The following is a 21,694-nucleotide window of genomic DNA, read 5'->3' as shown; positions in this document are numbered from 1 at the left end:
CAGAGCACCATGCAGCAAGATTGCCGCGAAAAGTCTTTTCACGCCAGATATTTGGCAGGGTAACGCCAATTTCCCGTAATGCGGGAAATTGATCGTTAGTGTGTGTTCGCTTCGATGTGTTTGATTGGGCGATCTCGGTATAGAAGCGACTGCGTGTCAGCAAAAAGATGCACTTTGGCCGGATCAGCGGTCAGAGACACTTGTGAACCTTTCAGGTTGCGGTGGATGCCTTGCAACTTGCCAATCACCGGTTCTGCGCTGCCTTGTGGCTCGAAATACAGCAGGGTCACTTCCCCCAAAGCTTCGGTGATGTTCACCGTGCCGGTGTAGAGTGCGTCCCCATCGGTGGTGATCAGATCTTCGGGGCGTACGCCGATATTGACCTGACGTCCCATGTCCTCCGGCAAGGAAGGCACGGAGGAGGATGCCGTGCCCCCAGCATCCAGCGCAATTGTGGTGATTTCGCCGGTGCCGGTGATCTTGCCGGGGAGAAGGTTCATGGCTGGGGAGCCGATGAATTGGGCAACAAATTCGTTTTCAGGACGCTCATAAAGGTCCAGCGGCGTGCCAACCTGGGCAATACCGCCGCCCGCCAGAACAACGATGCGGGTCGCGAGTGTCATGGCTTCAACTTGATCGTGAGTCACATACACCATGGTGCTGTCAGGCATGCTTTCCTTGAGCTGCGCGATCTCGATGCGGGTCGCCACGCGCAGGGCGGCGTCGAGGTTGGAAAGCGGCTCATCAAACAGGTAGACTTTGGGGTCACGCACAATGGAGCGGCCAATGGCCACTCGCTGACGCTGACCGCCGGAAAGCTCCTTGGGCAAGCGGTCGAGCAGGTTGTGCAGCTGAAGCGTTTTGGCCGCTGTCTCGACCCGCGTGTTGATCTCTTCCGTGCTCATCTTGGCAATTTTGAGCGCAAAGGACATGTTTTCACGCACGGTCAGGTGCGGATAGAGCGCGTAGGATTGGAACACCATGGCAATGCCGCGCTCGGATGGCGGCACGTCGTTGACCACAGTGCCGTCAATTTCCAGCGTGCCGGAGGTGATGTGCTCTAGACCCGCAATCATGCGCAACAAAGTGGATTTGCCGCAACCAGAGGGGCCAACAAAGACCACCAGCTCGCCTTTCTCGATCTCCAGATCAATGTTGGCGAGCACGTTCACCGGGCCGTAGGACTTTGCGACTTCTTTGAGTATGAGATCAGCCATTGCCGTTGTCTCCCGAGTTAGCGCTTTGCGTTACAGCGAAGGCGGCTTGCCACGCGGGTAGGGTCACTTTCGCGCCGTCGCGGCTGATGGTGAAGGGTGCTTTGGGATCGATCGTCCAGGCGCCGGTTGGCAGCTCAAAACTTTGCTCTTCATCCGAGAGGTTGAAGGCGCAAAGGATGCTTTGGCCGTTATGTTCACGCACAAAGCGGATGTGGGTGTCGTCAGCATGCAGCAACTCAAAGATGCCTTTTAGAAGCGGCAGCTGCTCTTTGCGGAAGGCGATCAGACGTCGATAGAAGTTCAGCATGGAGCTGGGGATGTCTTCTTGCGCCTCTACCGACTTTGGCAGGTGTTCGGCGGAGACAGGCAGCCAAGGCTTGCCGTCCGAGAAGCCACCGTTTTGGTTGTCAGATTTCCACACCATCGGGGTGCGGCAGCCGTCGCGGCCTTTGAACTTCGGCCAAAAGCGGATGCCGTAGGGGTCTTGCAGGTCTTCAAAAGCCACATCAGCCTCTGACAGGCCAAGCTCTTCGCCTTGGTAAATGCAGGCAGAGCCTCGCAGGGACATCAGCAAAGCGGCATAGGTGCGCTGGGCGGCGTCGGACAGGTTCCAGCGGGAGCCGTGGCGTTCCACGTCGTGATTGGAATAAGCCCAGCAGCCCCAGCTATCGCTGCCAAAGCTTTCGGCGGTTTGCATGATCTCCGCCACGCGGGTGCCGGTCGGGTGGGCCTGACACAGAAGGGCAAAGTCATAAGCCATATGCAGCTTGTCGCCACCACCAGTGTAGGTTGCTTGAATTTCGCTGCCGCGCTGGCTGTCACCAACCTCACCTACGGTGGTGATGGCGTCATACTCGTTGAGCAGACTGCGCAAGTCTTGCAGGAAGCCAAGGTTCTCTGGCTGGTTCTTGTCGTAAAGGTGTTCCTGATGGTTGTACGGGTTCACCGCAGGCGCGATGTTGTCGTTGCGCTCTTCCAGTGGCAGGGGGGGATTGTCGCGCAATTGCGCGTCGCAGTAGTAGAAGTTCACCGTGTCCAGACGGAAGCCATCGACACCACGATCCAGCCAGAAGCGGGCGACATCAAGCAGTTCCTTGCGCACTTCGGCGTTGTGGAAGTTCAGGTCCGGCTGTTCCGCGAGGAAGTTGTGAAGGTAGTATTGCTGGCGGGATGTGTCCCACTGCCAGGCCGGACCACCAAAGATCGAGAGCCAGTTATTGGGCGGTGTGCCGTCCAGCTTGGGATCCGCCCAGACAAACCAGTCCGCTTTGGCATTGGTGCGGTCCGCGCGGCTTTCGATAAACCAGGGGTGTTGGTCGGAAGTGTGGGACAGAACCAAGTCGATGATGATTTTGATGCCCAACTCGTGGGCCTTGGCAATTAACTGGTCAAAGTCCGCCAATGTACCAAACATCGGATCGACATCGCGGTAATCAGACACGTCATAGCCGAAATCCAACATGGGTGAAGTGAAAAACGGGGACAGCCATATGGCGTCCACGCCAAGCGAAGCCACGTGTGGGAGACGCTGGATGATGCCGGCAAGGTCGCCAATGCCGTCGCCGGTGCTGTCTTGGTAGGAGCGCGGGTAGATCTGATAGATCACCGCACCACGCCACCAATCGGGGTCTGTGATGAGTGCGGAATCATGGGTCATGGTCGGGTCCTGATAAGTCATGGTTATGTCCGATAGTAAGGCCCGTTTGGGCCATGTTAGTGTCTGTTCTTACTTGACGGAGCCGGCCAGAAGACCGCGCACCAGGTAGCGTTGCATCGCAAAGAACACGAGCAGCGGTACTGAGATGGAAACAAAGGCTGCGGTGGCGAGGATTTCCCAATTGCCGCCGCGGGTGCCGAGCAATTCGACAATCTGGTTGGTCATCACCGTGGTGTTGCCTGTGCTGTCGATCAGGAACACCTTGGCGACCAACAGGTCGTTCCAGGTCCAGAGGAATTGGAAGATGGCGAAGGACGCCAGCGCCGGGAAGGACAGCGGCAGGATGATCTTGGTGAAGATCTGAAAGTCGGTGGCCCCGTCAACCTTGGCATTTTCGATGATATCGCGGGGCAGGCCGGACATGTAGTTGCGCAACAAGTAGATCGCGAGCGGCAGGCCAAATCCGGTGTGGGCCAGCCAGACGCCAAGGTAACCTTTGCCGATGCCAATGTTGAGGTGCAGTTTGAGCAACGGGATCAGCGCCAGTTGCAGAGGCACCACCAGAAGGCCAACAATTGCCGCGATCAAGAGCGCACGACCGGGGAACTCCATCCATGCCAGCGCATAAGCGGCGAAGGCGGCAATCACAATTGGGATGATTGTGGCTGGAATAGTGACTGTTAGCGTGTTGAGAAACGCCTTGGTCATGCTGTCGTTGCTGTTGCCGGACAGGAGCACCTGATCATAGTTGGCGAGCGTGAACTCCGGCGGCAGGGTGGCGGTGATGAACACGCGTTGGCCGCGCTTTTTGAGCTCCTTGGTGGTGGTGAAGCGATAGTTGCCAGCGGCGTCCATGGTGAAGGTTTTGCTGTCTTTGGCGAAGGTGGTGGTTTCACCCACAGCAAAGGCATCCACGGCTTTGGAAGACACGCCAAAACGGGTGATCTCTGCGCCCGGCGCCGGGCCTTCCTCTGAGTCCTCAAGCAAGTTGCCTTCGACAACCCAGAGGTCGCCCTCTTGTTTGGCCATGTCCGCGCCGCCGGTGCGCAGCTGAACCACCTGTTCAGACGGGAACAGGGCCTTCCACCAGCCGGAGGCGGAGATTTGATCAGCCGTACGGAAGGAGGAGACGAGTAGGCCTACTGTGGGAAACAACCATAGCAACACCAGTGCCACAACGGACAGGTTCACTGCCCAGGAAAGACCGGATTTGCGTCCTGCGATATTGTCCATGATCTCTCTCCTCAGCGCATTTCTTTGCGGGCCTGCACCACGTTCCAGATCAGAATCGGGGAGACGAGCAGCATGATGATGATGGCGCTGGCGGAGCCGACGCCCCAGTCGTTTGCGCGGAACAATTTGTCGTACATGTAGTTGGCTAGAACCTGGGTTTCCCATTGGCCGTTGGTCATCGCGAAGACGATGTCAAAGACCTTGAGCACAACCAGCGTGATGGTGGTCCAAACCACAACGATGGTGGGCATGATTTGCGGCACTTTGATTTTGAAGAAGATCTGAAACGGGTTGGCGCCATCGACAATCGCGGCCTCGACGGTTTCTTCCGGGATGCCGCGCAGGGCGGCGGAGAGGATCACCATGGCAAAGCCGGTTTGAATCCAGATCAGCACCACCATCAGGAAGAAGTTGTTGTAGAACGGCACCGTGAGCCAGGATTGTGGCTGGCCATTGGGAAGATCTGTGCCGAGCACGTCGAAGATGTTGCGCAGGGCGATTATGGAAATCCAGAGACTAATCAGGCCGGAAATGACGCGTAGAGCTTTCACTACTATGTTGTCGCTGCCAGACAGGATGGGGCGGAGCAGCAGCCAGCCGATGTAAGCGACCAGGGCGGCAAAAACCGCAAGGATCACAACAGGGAGCATTTTGAGGAACAAGAGAGAACCAAAGCCGCCTTCAAACTGCATCCAAATGGCATTGAGGATGCCGATTTGCTCGTTACCTGCGGGGCGGGCGTCATAAACCAGTTTAAAGATCACCGAGGCGCCAACAAATGAGATCGCCATGGGCATAAAGATCAGCGACTTGGCGAAAGCGCCCCATTTGATGCGGTCGGTGAGCTGCGCCGCGAGCAGACCAAAGGCGGTGGACGCCGCTGGCACAACAATCAGCCAGAGCATGTTGTTGCGCATGGCCTCCCAAAACTTGGGTTCGGCAAACATCTGTTGGTAGTTGGCAAGGCCAACAAAGGCGTCGTCTTGTGTGCGGTCGGTCAGGGACAGACGCAAGGTTTCAAACACTGGGTAGCCAAGATAGAGGCCAAGCGCGACAATGGCAGGACCAAGGAAGAGCCAAGGGCGGACCATATTGGCGCGGTTGATGTTGCGTCCCGCGTTGGGGCCGCTTGCCGGAAACAGGACTTTATCTAGAAAAAGGTTGGAGAAGTAGAAATACCCGAGGCATCCGCCCACTCCGATGATGATGGTCACAAGACCCAGCAGTGCTGGTGACATGACGCTCTCCCCCCGAGTTTTGGTTGGCCACCCCGCGCAGAAGTGCGCGAGGCAGCAGTATGTTACGTAAGTGGCTTACTTCAGCGCGTCCCAGCTGTCCTGGATTTCGGTGGCAACAGTTGCCGCGTCTTTGCCGCTGGTGAAGTCAACCATGCCGGTCCAGAAGGAGCCCGCGCCCACACCGCCTGGCATCAGGTCGGAGCCGTCAAAACGAAAGGTGGTTGCGTTCACCAGAATGTCCGCCTGACCACGCAGGGCGTCGTTCAGGTAAGTCTCTGGGTTTACACCTTTGTGTGGTGTCAGGAAGCCGGATTGTGCCGCGAAAACTTCGTGGGCCACTGGCAGTTGGAAGAATTCCATCAGCGCGGAGGTGGCATCAGATGGATCGGTGATCGCCATCAGCGTGCCGCCACCCAGAACCGGGTTGCCGAGGTCTTTGCCTTCGTAAGATGGGAAGTAGAAGAAATCGACGTCTTCGCCAAACTCAATACCTTCTGGGAAGAATGCTGGCACGAAAGACGCCTGGCGGTGCATGTAGCAGTCCAGTGGCGAGTTAAACATGCCTTTTGGGCTGTCGCGGAAGTCCGTGGTGGCCACGGCACCGGCGCCGCCGGAGACTTTGGCATCGTCACCCACAAACCAGCCAAACTCTTCGATCGCAGCAACAACACGCTCGTCGTTGAAGGCGATTTTGTTGGTGGTCCAATCGTCATAAACCTCTGCTGGCTGAGTACGCAGCATGATGTCTTCGACCCAGTCGGTGGCTGGCCAACCGGTGGCAGCGCCGGAACCCAGGCCTACACACCAAGGGGTTTCGCCGTCGGCAACGATTTGCTCGGTCAGGGCGCGCAGGTCTTCCATGGACTCAGGCACTTCGTAGCCCGCGTCTTCGAAGTTCTCTGGCACATACCAGACCAATGACTTCACGTTGACGTTGTAGAAGAAGCCGTAGTGCTGATCTGCGCCAGCTTTGTCAGAATAGGTACCCAGATCAACCCAGCTTTGGCCGGCGCCGTAGTTGTCCACGGTCCAGGCGTTCATCGAAGCTGGCAGCGGGTGAAGCAGGCCACGTGCCGCCAAATCCGAGGCAAGGCCCGGCTGTGGGAATACTGCGATGTTGGGGGCGGCGCCTGCTTCGGCGTCGATCACGATTTGCTGCTCAAAGCTGTCGGAGCCGGTGTAGATTGCTTCGGCGCCAGTGGCGTGGGTGAAATACGCCAAAACAGAGCGGAAGACGTCATCTTCCGGCTGCAGCCAAGGGCCAGCCACTGTCACGGTTTGGCCGGACAGGTCCGGCGCGTTTTCAGCCCATGCATTGTAGCTGTCCCAGCTGAAGGCGCCTTCGCCGGGTGCAAATTTCAGATGGCCATCCGCCATCGCGGAGCTGGCGGTCAGCGCCAGAACGGCTGCGCCTGCGTAAAGAGTCGGTTTCATGAGAGTTCCTCCCAGTTTCATGAACTGGAAACCAATTTACCAAAGCGCTTTGAAAATAGCAATGGGGAAGAAATTGGGCCGCTTGCCACCACGATCCATATGATTTATTAGGGAAAACGGGAGGAGTGCTGCGTGGCGCGTGCAAAAACAACAAAGATGCACGACTCATAAATCAAAGCGCTTTGATAAATGAAAACGAAGTCAATGAACCTAAAAGAGCTTTCGGATTTGCTGGGATTGTCCCAGACAACGGTGAGTCGTGCGCTCAACGGTTATCCGGAAGTGCGCGAATCAACGCGGCAAAAAGTGATGGAAGCGGCGCGGGCGCATAACTACGCGCCAAACACACGGGCCAAAACGCTGGCGACGGGTAAGGCTATGACCATCGGTCATGTTTTGCCGGTGTCCAAGAAGCACGAGATGGTGAACCCGATTTTTGCGGATTTTATTGCCGGGGCCGGAGAGATCTATTCCGACAACGGTTTTGACCTGTTGTTGTCAGTCGTGGATGACGATTCTGAAGAAGCCAGCTACCGCAAACTGGTGTCGCGCGGCGCGGTGGATGGGATCATTGTACACGGTCCCAAAGTGAACGACAGCCGGATAGCGCTGTTGCGGGAGTTGGGCGTACCGTTTGTGGTGCATGGCCGCTCCACTGAGATTGAGGCGGACTATAGCTGGGTGGATGTGAACAACACCCGTGCGTTTCAGCGGGTAACAGAATTTTTGCTGGACTTAGGCCATCGGCGTATTGCGCTGTTGAATGGTCTGGCGGACATGGATTTTGCCACCCGCCGTGGCGCGGGCTATCTCGCGGCGCTTGAGGCGCGTGGGGTTGAGGTTGATCCGGCGTTGATGTTCCATGAGGAAATGACAGAGAACTTTGGGTTTGAAACCGCGCGTCAGTTGTTGGCGCAAGCGGACGCGCCCACAGCCTTTGTTGCTTCCTCGATTATTCCAGCCATTGGTGTACGCCGTGCAATCTCTGACGCGGGGTTGGAAATGGGCAAGGATGTTTCCGTGGTGATCCACGATGACGCGCTCAGCTACTTTAGCAACGATGGGGATGAGCCGGCGTTTACCGCAGTGCGGTCTTCTGTTCGACAAGCGGGGCGCCATGTGGCGCAAGCCTTGATCAACAAGATCGCAACCCCAGGCGCGCCGGTGCATCAGGAAATGTTGGAAGCGGTTCTGGCAGTTGGGCGGTCCACTGGGCAGGCGCCAGCTTTGCGGCAGGCCTTAGAGCAGAAAAAGTAGAGACTAATGCAGCACAAACGGTCCGAATTCCCCAAGGGATTTCAATTTGGCGTGGCCACGTCGAGCTACCAGATTGAAGGCCACCAATTTGGTGGTGCAGGGCGCACCCATTGGGATGATTTTGCCGCCACGCCTGGCAATGTGGTGCGCGCAGAAAACGGCGGGTTGGGCTGTGATCATTACAATCGGCTTGTAGACGACCTCGATCTGATCGCCGGTCTTGGCGTGGATGCCTACCGGTTTTCCACCAGCTGGGCGCGGGTGCTGCCGGAGGGGCGTGGCGCGGTCAACGAGGCGGGTCTCGATTTCTATGACCGGTTGGTGGATGGGTTGTTGGAACGCGGGATCAAACCTGCGGCAACGCTGTATCACTGGGAGATGCCATCTGCGCTGGCCGATCTGGGCGGCTGGCGCAACCGCGATGTGGCGCAGTGGTTTGGCGATTTCACAGAAGTGGTGATGGGGCGGATTGGGGACCGGGTTTGGTCGGTCGCACCGATCAACGAGCCCTGGTGTGTCGGCTGGCTAAGCCATTTTGTTGGGGCCCATGCGCCGGGATTACGGGATATTCGCGCCACGGCGCGGGCGATGCACCATATCATGTTGGCGCATGGTACGGCGATCCAGAGAATGCGTGGCTTGGGTATGAACAACCTCGGTGCGGTGTGTAATTTTGAATGGGCGACCCCGGCCAGTGATGCGCCGGAAGATGTGGCGGCGGCGGCCCGCTATGATGCCATCTATAACCGGTTTTTCCTCGGTGGGATTTTCAAGGGGGAGTACCCCGAACTGGCGCTGGAAGGGCTGGAGCCGCATTTGCCAGCTGGCTGGCAGGATGATTTCTCTGTGATCAGCACACCGGTGGATTGGAGTGGGCTTAATTACTACACGCGAACTCTGGTGCATGATGATGCAAAGGCGCCTTGGCCGCGGTACCGGCAGAGCGTGGGTGACTTGCCAAAAACCTCGATGGGGTGGGAGATCTATCCGGATGCGTTGCGAGCCTTTTTGGTGCGTATGGCACAGGAATACACCGACAGTTTGCCGATTTATGTGACCGAAAATGGCATGTCAGCGCCGGATGAGATTGTGGATGGTGCGGTCGCGGACCCGCACCGGATATCCTATCTCAACAGCCATTTGGCGGCGGCGAAGGATGCGATTGACGCCGGTGTGCCTTTGGCGGGCTATTACGTGTGGTCCTTGATGGACAATTACGAATGGGCGCTGGGCTATGAAAAGCGCTTTGGCCTGATCCACGTGGATTTTGACACGTTTGAGCGCACGCCAAAGCAATCTTATCATGCGTTGGCAGAGGCGCTGCGCAGCTGATCAGGTCGTCAGGCTGTCCAGGGTTTTCCGGAAATTCAAAACCGCTTCGCGATCGGTGGTCTTCTGCGTTTTGGCAAAGCCAAAGTGGTGCAGATGCTCCGCCACTGGAATGGTGGTGCTACAGGAGGCGTGGAAAGACGTGATGCCGGTGTTCTGCGCGAGTTCCGCTAAGTTAGAGAAAGATACGCCGCTGCCCACCATGATTTCGATCCGCCCTTTTGCGGCCGTTTGCATGGCGCGCAGAGTGGCCTGACCATCTACGGCGCGGGGAGCGCCACCGGAGGTCAGAATGCGGTGTATCCCAAGCTCAATGGCCTGTTCCATTGCGGACAGCGGCTCTGGCAAGAGGTCTATGACACGATGCAAAGTGACCTCGAGACCTTCGGCTACGGCAACCAGCTCACGCAGAGTGGCAATGTCTAGCTGATCCCCTTTGGAGGCACCAATCACAACACCCGCCAGACCTGCTTTCTTTACCGCTTCGATGGAGGCGCGCATGGCTTTTTGGTCCGCCGCGTCATAACAAAAATCCCCAGCGCGTGGCCGGATCATGACATGCGAGGGGATAGAGCTTTCTTGCGCAGCGGCAATCAAGCCAGGGCACGGGGTCAACCCGCCGACATCCAAAGCGCTGCAAAGCTCGATGCGATCCACAACACTTGCGCAAGCGGCGTAGCCTGCTGCGGTGTCAATGCAGACCTCAAATGTGAGACTATTGCGCGGCATTTGCGGTCTTTTGGGCCTCAAGCGCTGAGGTCAACGTGGCGGTCACCGTATGATCGTCACCGAGCACCAACACGTCTTCAGTGCGACGATTTTTCAACTGTCCAACCTCCGGCAAGCCGATGCAGGCTGCTGGATTGGAGATGGCCATACGCAGCGCGGTTTCCTCGGAGATGCCAACCTTGTGGATCAAACGCTGCACGCCTTCGGCTTGCGTCACATGCGCCCCAGCAAGGCTACCTTCTTTGTTGATGAGGCGGCCGTTTTTCAGCATCACGCGGTGGCCATAGAGGTCAAAGTGATCTGGTCCGCCTACGGTCGCCATGGAATCCGACACAAGGATCATGCGATCAGCTTGAGGGCGGGCGCGTACTGCCAGTCCGACCATGCTGTCGGCCACATGGTGCCCGTCGCAGATGATGCCGGAATAGACATTTGAATTGATAACCGCGCCCACGGCGCCCGGTTCGCGGCTGGTCATTGGCGACATGGCGTTGAACAGGTGGGTGGCGCAGGTGGCGCCGGCCTCGATGGCTTCGTTGATCTGATCCGCGGTGCCATTGGTATGGCCAATCGAGACTATCGCACCGGTGTCGGCCAGCTTTGCGATGGTCTTCAGAGGTGTTACTTCTGGTGCCAGCGTGATCAGTACCGGAATGTTGATATCGCGCAAGTGAGTTACCACGGCCATGGTGCGATCATCAAACGGACGTACAAAGCCCGCATCATGTGTGCCGCGCCGTTCTTTGGAAATATGCGGGCCTTCGATGTGTAGACCCATCACGCCGGGGAGGCCTTGCGCGGCAATCGCTGCATTGGCGACGTTGTCCAAAACGTCGGCGTTGTCGGTGATCACGGTGGGCAAAAGCGCCACGGTGCCAAACCGCCGATGCGCTTCTGCGATGGTGGCAATGCCGTCCCGTGTCGGGGTTTCGTTCAAGAATACGCCACCGCCGCCGTTGACCTGAAGATCCACATATCCGGGTGTCAGAAGGCCAGAGATCTTGATGGCATCCGCAGGGGCTGGGCCGATTTCCACAACCTGACCACCTTTGACGCGTATGGCGACGCCAGATTGAATGCTGTGACCGTCAAACAGACGGTCCGGGGCGATCCAACAATCGGTCATGGGGATACCTCAAACAAATAGGGTTCCAAAGCCAGTTCGATTTGCGCATCGATCAGGCGTTGGGCGTGGGAGCCAGAAAGCTGTTCGGCGCGTTCCAGCGTGCTTGTGCCAAACGCGGCGCGCACGGAGGCTTCGCTGATGGTGTCCGGCGTATCGGACAAGAGCTGTTGCACAGCAGATTGCGCTTTGGGTTGCGGCCAGTAGTAACGGACACGATCCGCGAGACCAAAATGGCGCTGACGACGCAGGCTTTCGGTGTCGCCGTGGTAATGTCCTTGCCAATACTTTGGATCACTCAACATCAACTCTTCCATCGTGGCGCGCAACACACCGGACGGTTGGCGCAGCGCATCCAGCGCATAGACCGCCTGCCGATAAGCAAAGGTCAGTGCTGGGCCGACCTTTTGGAAGGCAAATCCAAGTTCCGCAAGGCGCACAAAGGTGTAGGGGCGCTGATAGTCGGTGGAGTGTGCTTCTAGGCATACAGTTGGGTGGTCTGCCAGTGCAGCAAGAAAGCCGGGATCGCGGTTGACCGGCAGATGATGCACGTCTGTCGGGCCAAACTCGACGCCGGGCTGTACCACAAGACCGCCAATGGATGGGGCCAGATCTCCAAAGGTGTCGATATGCGCCTTCAGTGTGGCAGCAGCGTCTTGGGCATCAGTTGGCGGGATGTCGTCATCTTCATCCGCACGTGCCCCACCTGGCGGTGGCACTTCGGTGCCAACGACAAACAACAGATTGTCGCTTTCTTCCGCACAGATGCGGGCAAGATCAGCGGAGCGTTCGGCGGTTTGATCGTCGGTCAATTGCGCAGCTTCACCGGCACAACCTTCGGAACAATCGAGATGGATCTTGCCAAACCCGGCTTTCACGTAGTCACGCACCAGAACGCGGGCTTTGTCCATCGCAGCATCTGCAGGCATAGAGCGCCAGGCTTGTGGGCCAAGGTGGTCGCCGCCAAAAATAATACGTTCACGGGCGACATTGGCGCGATCGGCAATGTCATACACAAAACGGATAAAACCCTCAGGCGTGATGCCTGTGTAGCCGCCATCCTGATTGACCTGATTGGAGGTGGATTCGATCACGATCTGGCGGTCCAGACGTTCGGCCAACACCAGCGAGGCGCGCAGCACATCGGGATGGGCGGAGCACACGGAAGGAATCGCCACCGGAGTGCCGGCGCGGTTTTTTTGAATGATGGAACGCAGCGCGTGTGTCATGTGTTGGCCTCCTGCCAAGCGGCATAGGCGGCACCGCGGGCACCGCTGCTGTCACCGCCTTGCGCCAGGGTCAGGCGGGCGGTGGAGAAATCCCCGATTTGGGCTTTTTGTGCGGCAACAGAGAGATCCTGGATCACGCCGTCGATCTGGCTCAGACCACCACCCAATACAATCACATCCGGATCGGCGGTTAGGGTCAGGCTGTGGATCATCTCTGCGGCCAAGGTGCACCACACATCCCAGACCTCGGCCATGTCATCATGGCGCCGGGCAGCGATCTCTGGTGGCGTGACTTTCTGTCCTGTTAGCGTTTCAGCTAGGGCGGCGAGGCCGGGGCCCGCGACATAGGTCTCGATACAGCCCAAACGGCCACAGCCGCAGCGCCGGATTGGTAGGTTGTGACGGGACACAATATGCGCAGGTGCAGAGGTGTGTCCAAACTCACCGCCGGTCAGGGTTGGACCCTGTAACAGAGACTGATTCACCACGATACCGCCGCCAATGCCGGTGCCGAGGATCAGGGACATGACGATGTTCTGACCTTTGCCAGCGCCAAAAACCGCTTCGGACAAGGCCAGTGCGCGACAGTCATTCACGTAGGTGATGTGACGGCCGGCAGCGGCGTTGATGTCTGTTGGCAGTGGTTTGTCCGTGGCAGGCAGATTGGCGGTGAGGGCCAGGCCGGTTTGCGGATTGACCAGACCAGCAGCGCCAATGCCAACCGGTAGTTTTTCACCGGATTCAGCTTCGGCCCAGGCCACCTGGTTGGCCACGGTTTGCACCAGTCCTTCATAGGATTTGGGCGTAGGCTCGCGGTGGCGGGCTACCTCGTTCCACTCTGCATCAAACAGGCGGACCTCACATTTGGTGCCGCCAAGATCGATCCCTGCAACGGTCATCAGTCCACTCCGTGCAGTTTCACACCGGACACAACGCGTGACAGCGTGCCTTGACCGGTGAATGGGTTGTCCACGTTCAGATCCAGGTCCGCTGCCCACTTCACGCCGTCAATTTGCGAAGATGCGATGCACAAGGGTGCGGCCCAAGCGGTGCCAAATGGCATGTCGATGACGATGTCGCCTTTGGGGCCAATGTTGGTCACGCGGGCGTCCGGAAACTGTGCGCGCAGTTCGGTCACAAGGTCAGTATCATAGGCGTTGGTAGGCGCTTGTGGACTGCTGAACACAGTGATCGAAGTCATATCACGTACAAAGGACTTGGGACCGTGGCGGAAACCAAGCGAACTGTCCCAGAGCGCAGGTGTTTGGCCTGCGGTGAGCTCCATAACCTTTAGCGCGGCTTCACGTGCGGCAAAGGCCAACGGGCCGGAGCCGACATAGACCGCGCGATCGGGGCGAGGGGTGCCAAACCGTGGCAACAGATCTTCGAGCTGATCTGCCAGCGCGTTGAAGCGGGCCGGTACGTCACAAGGCTCGTCAAACAGGGCCAAGGCGGTCAGAAGCATCGTAGAGAAGCTGCTGGTCATCGCAAAACCTGCGTCATGGGTGACTTCGGGCAGGTTGATGACTTTGAGCGGACCAGGCGATGTGCGGGTGGCCAGAGCACCATCCGGATTGCAGGTGATGTGCAGCCGTGGAGCATCTGGTGCCAGGGCGTCCAGGGCGTCCAGTGTGCCCAGGCTTTCGGTGGAATTGCCGGAGCGGCCAAAGCTGACCACCAAAGGACGGTTGCCATTCAGGAAAGCCCGAGGGTTGGCGACCAGATCAGTGGAAGGGACCGAGCGGGTGCCCGGCACAGCTGCGGCGATGATGTCGCCAATATATGCGCTTGTACCTGCGCCACAGAACCAAACTTCGTCTGCGTTCTGCGCGGCAATCCAACTGCGCAGGCCTGCTACGTCGAGCGCGTCGCCCCAGGCCCGCCAAACGGCGGGCTGCTGGTGGATTTCGCGCCATGTGGCCCAGGTGTCCAAGGTCGTGCTCATGTTGTCTGGGTCACTTTCGCCAGAGTTTCCGGAGTGTCCGGGTTCAAGCCCATTGCGAGCGCGGTTTCAAGGATGACCGGGTAGATCAGCGCAAGAAGGTAAGCGGCTGCTGCGGCAGGCTTGATCTCGGTGTCGATCAGGTCGGTCACACGAATGCGATGCACGTCACAGCCGACCGCGGTGAAACGGGCTTCGGCTTGATCGAGGCTGTCCTGAATGTCGGCTTGGCCCGTGTCGAGGATCAGCACCATCATCGGGTTGGTCGCCAGTTGCAGTGGACCGTGCAGCACTTCAGAAGCGGAATAAGCTTCGGCGTGCAGGGCGCAGCATTCCTTGAGTTTCAGCGCAACTTCGTGGGCGGCACCAAAGCCGGTGTCACGGCCAATCACATAGAAGTGGCGCGCACGCAGAAACGCGGCACGCAGGGCGGCAGCATCTGGCAGCGCGGAGGGCGCGGCGGCTATGGATTCAGCGGAAGGTTTGGCGTCATACGTAGACTCTAAACCTGCCAAAAGCGCCATGCCGGCGGCCACAGAACCGACTACGGTTTTGGTGGCTGGGACGGCATTTTCCGGACCTGCACCAATTGCGATGGTGGCATCAGCAGCGGCTTCCACCGGGCTGTCAGGGATGTTGGTCAGCGCCAGAACTTTGGCCCCACGAGACGCAGCTCCTTTGGCGCTGCGCACGAGATCTTCGGAGGCGCCGGACTGGCTCACCACCAGCGCGGCGGAGTTGTCCATGGACACACCTTTGCCGATGGAGAACACCGAAGGTGGCAGAGAGGTCACCGGCACGCCAAGTTCCCGCATGAATTCATACGACAGGATGTTTGCAGCGGCGTCAGAGGAGCCACGCGCGATGGTGTAGATCGCCTTTACAGTGTCCAAGTTTGGCAGCGAAACATCCTGTGTTGCGGTTTTGGCAAAGACGTCAATTGCCTCTGCGCTTTCTTTGGCCATCAATGCGCCGTGTACGGTGCTGTTCATTGTCATTCTCGCAATCCAAACTTGTCGAATTCGGCCCAAACAGGGGCCATATTGATCATTTTTCCGTCGATGCGCGCCTCATCCAGCGCCATCGCGACAAGACCCGCTTCCAGCGCGTCAACCACGCCAACCGGTAGAGTCTCTGTTTCGCCTTTCAGGAAGGCGACGATGTCATCCACCATCATGTGGTCCGCGCCGTAGTGGGCCGAGGCCCGAGCGCTGTCCATCTGGGTATAGTCGTGGTCGGCAATCACCGATCCGTCGCGTGCAGTGGCTTTCAGATAGCCGCGCACAAAATCGCCTTCGGCCATGCCCATCGCGCCCATCACACAGAACCGGCGGTGCTCATCCGGCACGTTCAGGTTGGTGTGAAACGACAGGGAGGCGCCGCTCTCGTACTGCAAAATTGCGGTCTGGTAGTCGATGATGTCGCCATCTGAGTGGAACGGGTCATCAATGCTTTGCCAGACGCTTTTCTTGCGGTGCATGATTTCATTTTCGGTATTTGAGGCGGGCGCAAACGCCGGAACAAATGATTTGCGCCCGCCAAAACTCGCGACCTGTGTGGGGCGCGAATTGGTGACCATGTTATAAATGTCGATGTCGTGGCAGCATTTCTCGAGCATGAAGCCGCCGGACCACTGCACCATGCGCCGCCAATCGCGCATGAAGAACGCGCCGTGGTAGGGTGCGATGTGCTCGTTGGCTTCCAGCGAAGTGATGGGGCCAAGCTGATCCAGCACGCGGCGCAGGTCGACCATATGCTGCGAATAGCGCAACACCAGACCAACCATGACGCTGTCGGTGCCGTGCTCCGCAAGGAGCGCAGCCAATTCCATGGTTTCCTCTTTTGTGGTGACCACAGGTTTTTCGGTAAAGATCCGCACGCCGGCCGCAAGGCCGATCTTGATATGCTCCAAATGGAAGCTATTGGGAGAGCCGACAAAGAAGAGATCTGGGGCGGTTTCCGCCAACATGGTCTCTATTGTGTCGAACTGTGGCACCTCGGTGCCAATCATCTCCAGATGTGTGGGTTGTGGGTCATAGAACCCGACAAACTCCACCTCCGGCATGGCCTCCTTCAGAATGGAGAGCACATGCCCGGCCCGAAGGCCTATACCTGCTGTGACAACGCGCATGAGAGGTCCTTACGCCACCAATGCTGGGGCAGATTTACGGCGCAGAACGTTGCCGTTGGATTGGAACACGTGGCAATCTTCCGGCGCCACAGTCAGACGCATGTTCTTGCCTTGCTCAATTGGCGCATCGCCAGAGAGCGATGCGCAGAAACGGGTGCCGTTGCCAATTGTGCCGTAGGTGATCGATACGCCGCCAAGGCGCTCAAGCACGTTAACAGTGATGTCCAGGCCATCTTCGCTCAGAGACACGTGCTCGGGTCGAATGCCAACTTCGACGGTGTCGCCTTTGGATACGCCGGCGGTATCGACAGGCAGGGACATCTTGTGTCCACCATCAAGCTCCACAGTCAATGCGCCAGTGGTTTCGAGTACGGTGGCCGGTACAAAGTTCATGTTGGGTTGACCAATAAAGCCAGCCACAAATTTGGTTGCAGGGTGGTGGTACAGCTCCATCGGAGAGCCAAATTGTTCCACTTTGCCGCCGTTCAACACCACGATACGGTCTGCCATGGTCATGGCTTCAACCTGATCGTGGGTCACATAGACCATGGTGGCGTCGAGCTGGTTGTGCAGTTGGCTCAGTTCCACACGCATGTCGCCACGCAGGGCGGCGTCAAGGTTGGAGAGTGGTTCGTCAAACAGGAAGACTTTTGGGTTGCGCACAATCGAGCGGCCAATGGCCACACGCTGACGCTGACCACCGGATAGCTGGCCCGGCTTCAGGTCGAGTTTTTCTGTGAGTTGCAGGATGTCTGCAGCGCGCTTCACGCGCTCGTCCATTTCGGCTTTTGCCATCTTTTGCACGCGCAATGGGAAGGCAATGTTCTCATAGACGCTCAGGTGCGGATACAGCGCGTAAGACTGGAACACCATGGAGATACCGCGGTCCACAGGGGCTGCGTCGCTGACATCTTCGTCGCCGATATGGATGGAGCCGGAGGTGGATTCTTCGAGGCCGGCAATGATGCGCAGCAAGGTGGATTTGCCGCAGCCGGAGGGGCCTACGAAGACCACAAATTCTTTATCCTCGATTGCCAGGCTGATGTCGTGCAACACCTTGGCCGAACCGAAGGACTTGTTGATAGCATTCAGGTTGAGCGTCGCCATGGGTCTGTCCGTTTGTCTGAGAAGTTTCGTGAGTGGAGGCACCCCGGGCACGCCGCGTAGTCTGGCGCGCCCGGAGCAGGGAGGAACCCTTAGAGGGCGTCGTCGAGCTCTTCAGCTGCGATGGTCACCAGGTTGTCGACAGTGTCGTCTTTCAGGATGATGCCCTGAACCATGTTGGTGAACACAGACTGCAGCGATTTGAAGTCTTCTACGAGCGGCTCTGGGCCACCGGTAGCGATCGATGCAGTGAAGGTCGGCCAGATGCCGTCGTTGTAGTAAGGATCTTCTTTGCCCAGTTTGGTGTAGTCTAGGATCGGTGTCAGACCCCAGCTGCTGTCCAGGTCGTACTGGCTGTCACCGGAGGTGATACGCTGTGCCAGGTCGTGAGCCAGATCTTCGTGACCGGAACCTTTGAACACCACGATGGAGTCGGTGATCAGGATGGAGCCGCTCTCACCGGACGGACCGGCAGGAATTGGTGCAACCAGCTGGTTGATGTCTTCGTTGTGCTGGCCGTGACCCCAAGGACCGGTCACATACATGGCGATCTTGCCGTCGTTGAACAGATCACGCAGCTGGCTGCGCTCCCATGCGGTTGGGCCGTCCTGCGCAACGTCTACGAGCTTGCCGTAGAACTCCAGGGTTTCGCGCGTCTCTTTGCTGTCCAGCATGTTTTTGCCGGTTGCGCCGTCGATCACAGTACCACCGTTGGAGTACAGGTAGTTCAGGAACTGGTGCATGGTGTTGTCGAAGTCTTTGCCGGAGAGGCCAACGCCAGCCACTTCGGTGTTGTCCACAACGCCTTTGGCCATTGCGTACATCTCATCCCAAGTTGCTGGAGCAACACATTCCTGGCCGGATTCTTCAACGATACCACAGTTGATGTAGAGCGCTTTGGTGGAGAACGCGTGTGGGTAGCCCCACTGGGTGCCTTCGATGGTCACGGTGTTCAGAACACCTGGCTGGTAAGGCGCGTCCGCGTCAATGTTTGCCGCAACGATCAGATCGTTGTTGGCCAGCTGACGCAGGGTACGGGACCCCATGTAAGCGATGGAGGGTGGATCACCCGCAGCGGCCAGAGTCAGAGATTTGTCCTGGCATGTGCCCCATGGCACAGCTTCGAGGTTCACGGACACACCGTCGTGGTCTTTCTCAAACTGATCAACAACAGCTTGGTCAGCTTCGCGGACTTCGCCACCACACATGATGAAGTGCAGTTCTGTGTCAGCTGCCAGTGCGCCGCTTGCGGCTCCAGACAGAAGGGCTGCGCCCAATGTGAGTTTCACGAGTTTCATAGTCTTCTCTCCCTTGATTGAACTCATTCTTTAACCGCGCCTGCCGTGAGACCGGCGACGAGGTATTTTTGCAGGAACAGGAAGATGAGCATGACCGGTAGGACACCTACCAAGGCCGCGGCCATCATTTCGTTCCAGGTCACCGACTGGTAGCCGATGAATTCGAACAGACCGGCAGGCAGCGGCTGCAGCTCACGGGTCTGGTTGAATGTGATTGCGAACAGGAACTGCTGGGCATAGGCGCCGATGAAGACGGCAACGCTCACCACGATCAAGCCAGGCACGGCCAGAGGCAGAACAACACGGCGCAGGGTGTACATACGGGATGCCCCGTCGACAAAAGCCGCTTCTTCCAGTTCGCGTGGAATTTTTTCCAGGTAAGAGCGCAGCAGCCAGATACCGGTTGGGATCAGGAAGGCCACGCCGGGCACGATCATCGCCCAGTAGGTGTTCAGCAGGCCCAAGGTGCGCAGGACGCGATACAGCGGGATAAGCAGAACCGCACCGGTAAACATGTTCACCCCCAAGAAGATGCCCAGAGTGATGTTTTTGAATGGGAACTGCAGGCGGGCAAAGGCGTAGGCCGCAGGCACCACAAAGAACATCGTGATCAGGGTCACCGAGGTGGCGATGAAGATCGAGTTGAAGATGTAACGTCCCAGCAGAGGCACGGTCACCCACATGTCCTTATAGGCCTGGAAGCTGAAGTCGTCGGACCAGAACTGATACGGGCTGCGGAACAGGTGCTCCAGAGGGCGCAAGGACGCCATGAACATCTCAAAGAAGGGCAGCAGGATGAAGGTCAGGAAGACAGCAAGGGCTGCGTAAATGCCGACCATTTGCAGTTTGGAATAGCGATCCATCATATCACTTCACCCCGTAGCGTTTGTTGATTTTGTTCAGGAAGAACAAGTAGATGAGCGAGAATGCGGCGAGCAGGACAACGATGATCACGGCCCGTGCGGCACCTTCGCCGAATTTGTAGTTCCCGATCGCAACTTTATAGGTGTCGATGATCAGGGTTGTGGTTGCGCTGCGTGGGCCACCTTCGGTCAAAATCCAGATGATTTCGAAGCTGTTGAAGGTGAAAATCGCGGACAAGAGCGCCATGGAGACAATCACCGGCATGATCTGCGGAATGGTGATGCGGCGGAAGCGATACCAGCGGCCAGCGCCGTCTACCCAAGCGGCCTCATACAGGTCGCGGGACACGCCCTGCATGGCGGCGAGGAAGAAGAGCGTTACCATCGGTGTGCCCACCCAGACGTCAGTGACAACAGCCGAGTAGAAGGCGGAGGATTTATACGCGAGGAATTCAAACGGACCGTCGGTGATGCCCAGTTTCATCATCACGCCAGACAGAACGCCAAAGTAACCATTATAGAGCCACAGCCAGCCGATACAGCCAATTGCCATTGGAATGACCCAGGGCGGCATAACCAGAACCCGGAACAGGGCGCGGCCAGGAACAGCGGCATTCAGAAGCATGGCGCCAATCAGCCCCATCACCAGTTTGATGCCCACGGAGAGGAACATCCAATAAAAGGTGCGGACAACGGTTTGGTGAAACTTGCGGCTGTCAGCCAGGTCTTCGTAGTTTTCCAGACCAACAAATTTCTCACCACCGAGGCCGGCCTCCATAAAGGAGAGACGGATTGTTTCGGCCAGCGGCCAGGCAACAATCACAGCGATGAAAATCATAGCCGGAGCCACAAGCAACCATCCGAAGAGTCCTTCAGACATGGAGCGGCTACGGGCGTCGGCGGCTGGTTGTGATGCCTGTGCGGATAGTTCGGCCATCAATTTCCCCCCTTGGTTTCGAGCGGCGAATCAGTGAGCGAATCACCGCGTTGCAATTATGGTACCTCAAAAAAGCCAAAATGCTACCAATATAATACCAAAAGGGATGTGTGGCAATTTACCGAGTTTTTTCAATTAGATGAAAGATAGTTAATAAAGGGCACTTGCGTAACTTTTTTAGATTGGTACTGTTTTTTAGACCATGTCAGGAAACCAGATGACCATTGCAGACACGATCTTCACGCCAGAGACCTGGTATCGTGCGGGCCGCGGGCCGCGCTACCAGCAGTTGTCCCGGCACATCGCGACAGAGATCCGGACAGGGCGTTTGCAGCCTGGTGATCAATTGCCGCCAGAGCGCGATTTGGCAGAGAAAGCTGACATAAGTCGGGTGACCGTACGCAAGGCTGTGGCGCAGCTTGTGGAAGAAGGTTTGATCGAACAGCGCCGAGGTGCGGGTTCTTTTGTGGCTGAGGGCTCTCCGAGGCTGAAGCAGTCTCTGTCCTCGCTGGTCTCCTTCACCGAAACCATGCAAGCGCGCGGCATGAATGCCACCTCGGAAGTGTTATCACGAGGGCTGTTTTCGCCGAATCCGGATGAAATGGTCACGCTTGGCCTGGCCGCGCATGAAAAAGTGGCGCGTATCAGCCGGTTGCGCAGTGCGGGAGGGGTTCCGATTGCGCTTGAGAGCTCTTCTTTACCACGTGATATCCTGCGTGATCCGGAGTTGGTGCAGGCCTCGCTGTATGCGCTTTTGCGCAAGGACAACAGTGCGCCGACACGCGCGATACAACGGGTGACGGCACTTAATCTGTCACCAACAGATGCTGATCTTATGAAGCTGCCCGAAGGCAGCGCGGTGTTGCAGATTGTGCGGACAGGGTATCTCAATTCCGGCCGTCCAATTGAACTCACACGCGGGCTGTACCGCTCCGATATTTACGACTTTGTTTCCGAACTCAGATTGGACTGA

At 57.7% G+C, this 21,694-nt stretch carries 19 protein-coding genes; 3 read left to right on the top strand and 16 right to left on the bottom strand.

Features of this window, described 5'->3' with window-relative positions:
- Positions 1–95 precede the first annotated feature (95 nt).
- From ugpC (Q0955_RS06760) to Q0955_RS06740, 5 genes are all read right to left on the bottom strand, one after another.
- Positions 96–1,217 (bottom strand): sn-glycerol-3-phosphate ABC transporter ATP-binding protein UgpC, encoded by a 1,122-nt coding sequence (ugpC, locus tag Q0955_RS06760; protein WP_299421649.1) that lies wholly within the window; start codon positions 1,215–1,217, stop codon positions 96–98.
- Positions 1,210–2,874, bottom strand: a complete 1,665-nt coding sequence (locus tag Q0955_RS06755; RefSeq protein WP_299421647.1) for an alpha-glucosidase family protein — start codon at positions 2,872–2,874, stop codon at positions 1,210–1,212. Before Q0955_RS06755 ends, ugpC (Q0955_RS06760) begins: the two co-directional genes overlap by 8 nt.
- 69 nt (positions 2,875–2,943) lie before the next feature.
- Positions 2,944–4,107, bottom strand: coding sequence for a carbohydrate ABC transporter permease (locus Q0955_RS06750; RefSeq protein ID WP_299421644.1), 1,164 nt, complete (start codon positions 4,105–4,107; stop codon positions 2,944–2,946).
- Between the two features lie 11 nt (positions 4,108–4,118).
- On the bottom strand, positions 4,119–5,345 hold the full coding sequence (locus Q0955_RS06745; RefSeq protein ID WP_299421641.1) for a sugar ABC transporter permease: 1,227 nt from the start codon (positions 5,343–5,345) through the stop codon (positions 4,119–4,121).
- A 75-nt stretch (positions 5,346–5,420) separates the two neighbouring features.
- Positions 5,421–6,779, bottom strand: a complete 1,359-nt coding sequence (locus Q0955_RS06740) for an ABC transporter substrate-binding protein (RefSeq protein WP_299421639.1) — start codon at positions 6,777–6,779, stop codon at positions 5,421–5,423.
- A 204-nt stretch (positions 6,780–6,983) separates the two neighbouring features.
- On the opposite strand from Q0955_RS06740, the gene Q0955_RS06735 reads away from it, so the two are divergent.
- A complete protein-coding gene (locus tag Q0955_RS06735; protein WP_299423202.1) occupies positions 6,984–8,036 on the top strand; it encodes a substrate-binding domain-containing protein in 1,053 nt (350 codons plus the stop codon).
- Positions 8,037–8,042: 6 nt separating this feature from the next.
- Positions 8,043–9,368 (top strand): GH1 family beta-glucosidase, encoded by a 1,326-nt coding sequence (locus Q0955_RS06730; protein WP_299421636.1) that lies wholly within the window; start codon positions 8,043–8,045, stop codon positions 9,366–9,368.
- On the opposite strand, the gene Q0955_RS06725 is transcribed toward Q0955_RS06730, so the two are convergent.
- From Q0955_RS06725 to Q0955_RS06675, 11 genes are all read right to left on the bottom strand, one after another.
- The gene (locus Q0955_RS06725; RefSeq protein ID WP_299421633.1) at positions 9,369–10,094 is read right to left on the bottom strand and encodes a copper homeostasis protein CutC; all 726 of its coding nucleotides are present in this window, start codon (positions 10,092–10,094) and stop codon (positions 9,369–9,371) included. It lies immediately after the preceding gene.
- Positions 10,081–11,220 carry an N-acetylglucosamine-6-phosphate deacetylase gene (gene nagA / locus Q0955_RS06720; RefSeq protein WP_299421631.1) on the bottom strand — a complete coding sequence of 380 codons (1,140 nt, stop codon included), beginning with the start codon at positions 11,218–11,220 and terminating at the stop codon, positions 10,081–10,083. The genes Q0955_RS06725 and nagA overlap by 14 nt, the downstream gene beginning before the upstream one ends.
- Entirely contained in the window at positions 11,217–12,446 is a 1,230-nt protein-coding gene (locus tag Q0955_RS06715) for a class II D-tagatose-bisphosphate aldolase, non-catalytic subunit (protein WP_299421628.1), read from the bottom strand. The genes nagA and Q0955_RS06715 overlap by 4 nt, the downstream gene beginning before the upstream one ends.
- Positions 12,443–13,345, bottom strand: a complete 903-nt coding sequence (locus Q0955_RS06710; RefSeq protein ID WP_299421625.1) for an ROK family protein — start codon at positions 13,343–13,345, stop codon at positions 12,443–12,445. The genes Q0955_RS06715 and Q0955_RS06710 overlap by 4 nt, the downstream gene beginning before the upstream one ends.
- Positions 13,345–14,391, bottom strand: a complete 1,047-nt coding sequence (locus Q0955_RS06705) for an SIS domain-containing protein (protein WP_299421622.1) — start codon at positions 14,389–14,391, stop codon at positions 13,345–13,347. The genes Q0955_RS06710 and Q0955_RS06705 overlap by 1 nt, the downstream gene beginning before the upstream one ends.
- Positions 14,388–15,380: an SIS domain-containing protein gene (locus Q0955_RS06700; RefSeq protein ID WP_299421620.1), complete on the bottom strand. Its 993-nt coding sequence runs from the start codon at positions 15,378–15,380 to the stop codon at positions 14,388–14,390. Before Q0955_RS06700 ends, Q0955_RS06705 begins: the two co-directional genes overlap by 4 nt.
- Before the next feature lie 2 nt (positions 15,381–15,382).
- On the bottom strand, positions 15,383–16,519 hold the full coding sequence (locus Q0955_RS06695; RefSeq protein ID WP_299421617.1) for a Gfo/Idh/MocA family oxidoreductase: 1,137 nt from the start codon (positions 16,517–16,519) through the stop codon (positions 15,383–15,385).
- A gap of 9 nt (positions 16,520–16,528) precedes the next feature.
- Complete coding sequence (gene ugpC / locus Q0955_RS06690; protein WP_299421614.1) at positions 16,529–17,626, bottom strand: sn-glycerol-3-phosphate ABC transporter ATP-binding protein UgpC; 1,098 nt, start codon at positions 17,624–17,626, stop codon at positions 16,529–16,531.
- Positions 17,627–17,715: 89 nt separating this feature from the next.
- Positions 17,716–18,921, bottom strand: coding sequence for a sugar ABC transporter substrate-binding protein (locus tag Q0955_RS06685; protein WP_299421612.1), 1,206 nt, complete (start codon positions 18,919–18,921; stop codon positions 17,716–17,718).
- A 23-nt stretch (positions 18,922–18,944) separates the two neighbouring features.
- Positions 18,945–19,787, bottom strand: a complete 843-nt coding sequence (locus Q0955_RS06680) for a carbohydrate ABC transporter permease (RefSeq protein WP_299421609.1) — start codon at positions 19,785–19,787, stop codon at positions 18,945–18,947.
- A 1-nt stretch (position 19,788) separates the two neighbouring features.
- Positions 19,789–20,721 carry a sugar ABC transporter permease gene (locus tag Q0955_RS06675; RefSeq protein WP_299421606.1) on the bottom strand — a complete coding sequence of 311 codons (933 nt, stop codon included), beginning with the start codon at positions 20,719–20,721 and terminating at the stop codon, positions 19,789–19,791.
- Positions 20,722–20,938: 217 nt separating this feature from the next.
- Between Q0955_RS06675 and Q0955_RS06670 the strand changes: the two genes are divergently transcribed.
- Complete coding sequence (locus Q0955_RS06670) at positions 20,939–21,694, top strand: GntR family transcriptional regulator (RefSeq protein ID WP_299421603.1); 756 nt, start codon at positions 20,939–20,941, stop codon at positions 21,692–21,694.

It is taken from the genome of uncultured Shimia sp. (genome assembly GCF_947493595.1).
GTDB lineage: Bacteria > Pseudomonadota > Alphaproteobacteria > Rhodobacterales > Rhodobacteraceae > Shimia.
This window is presented reverse-complemented; position numbering and strand designations above follow the sequence as displayed.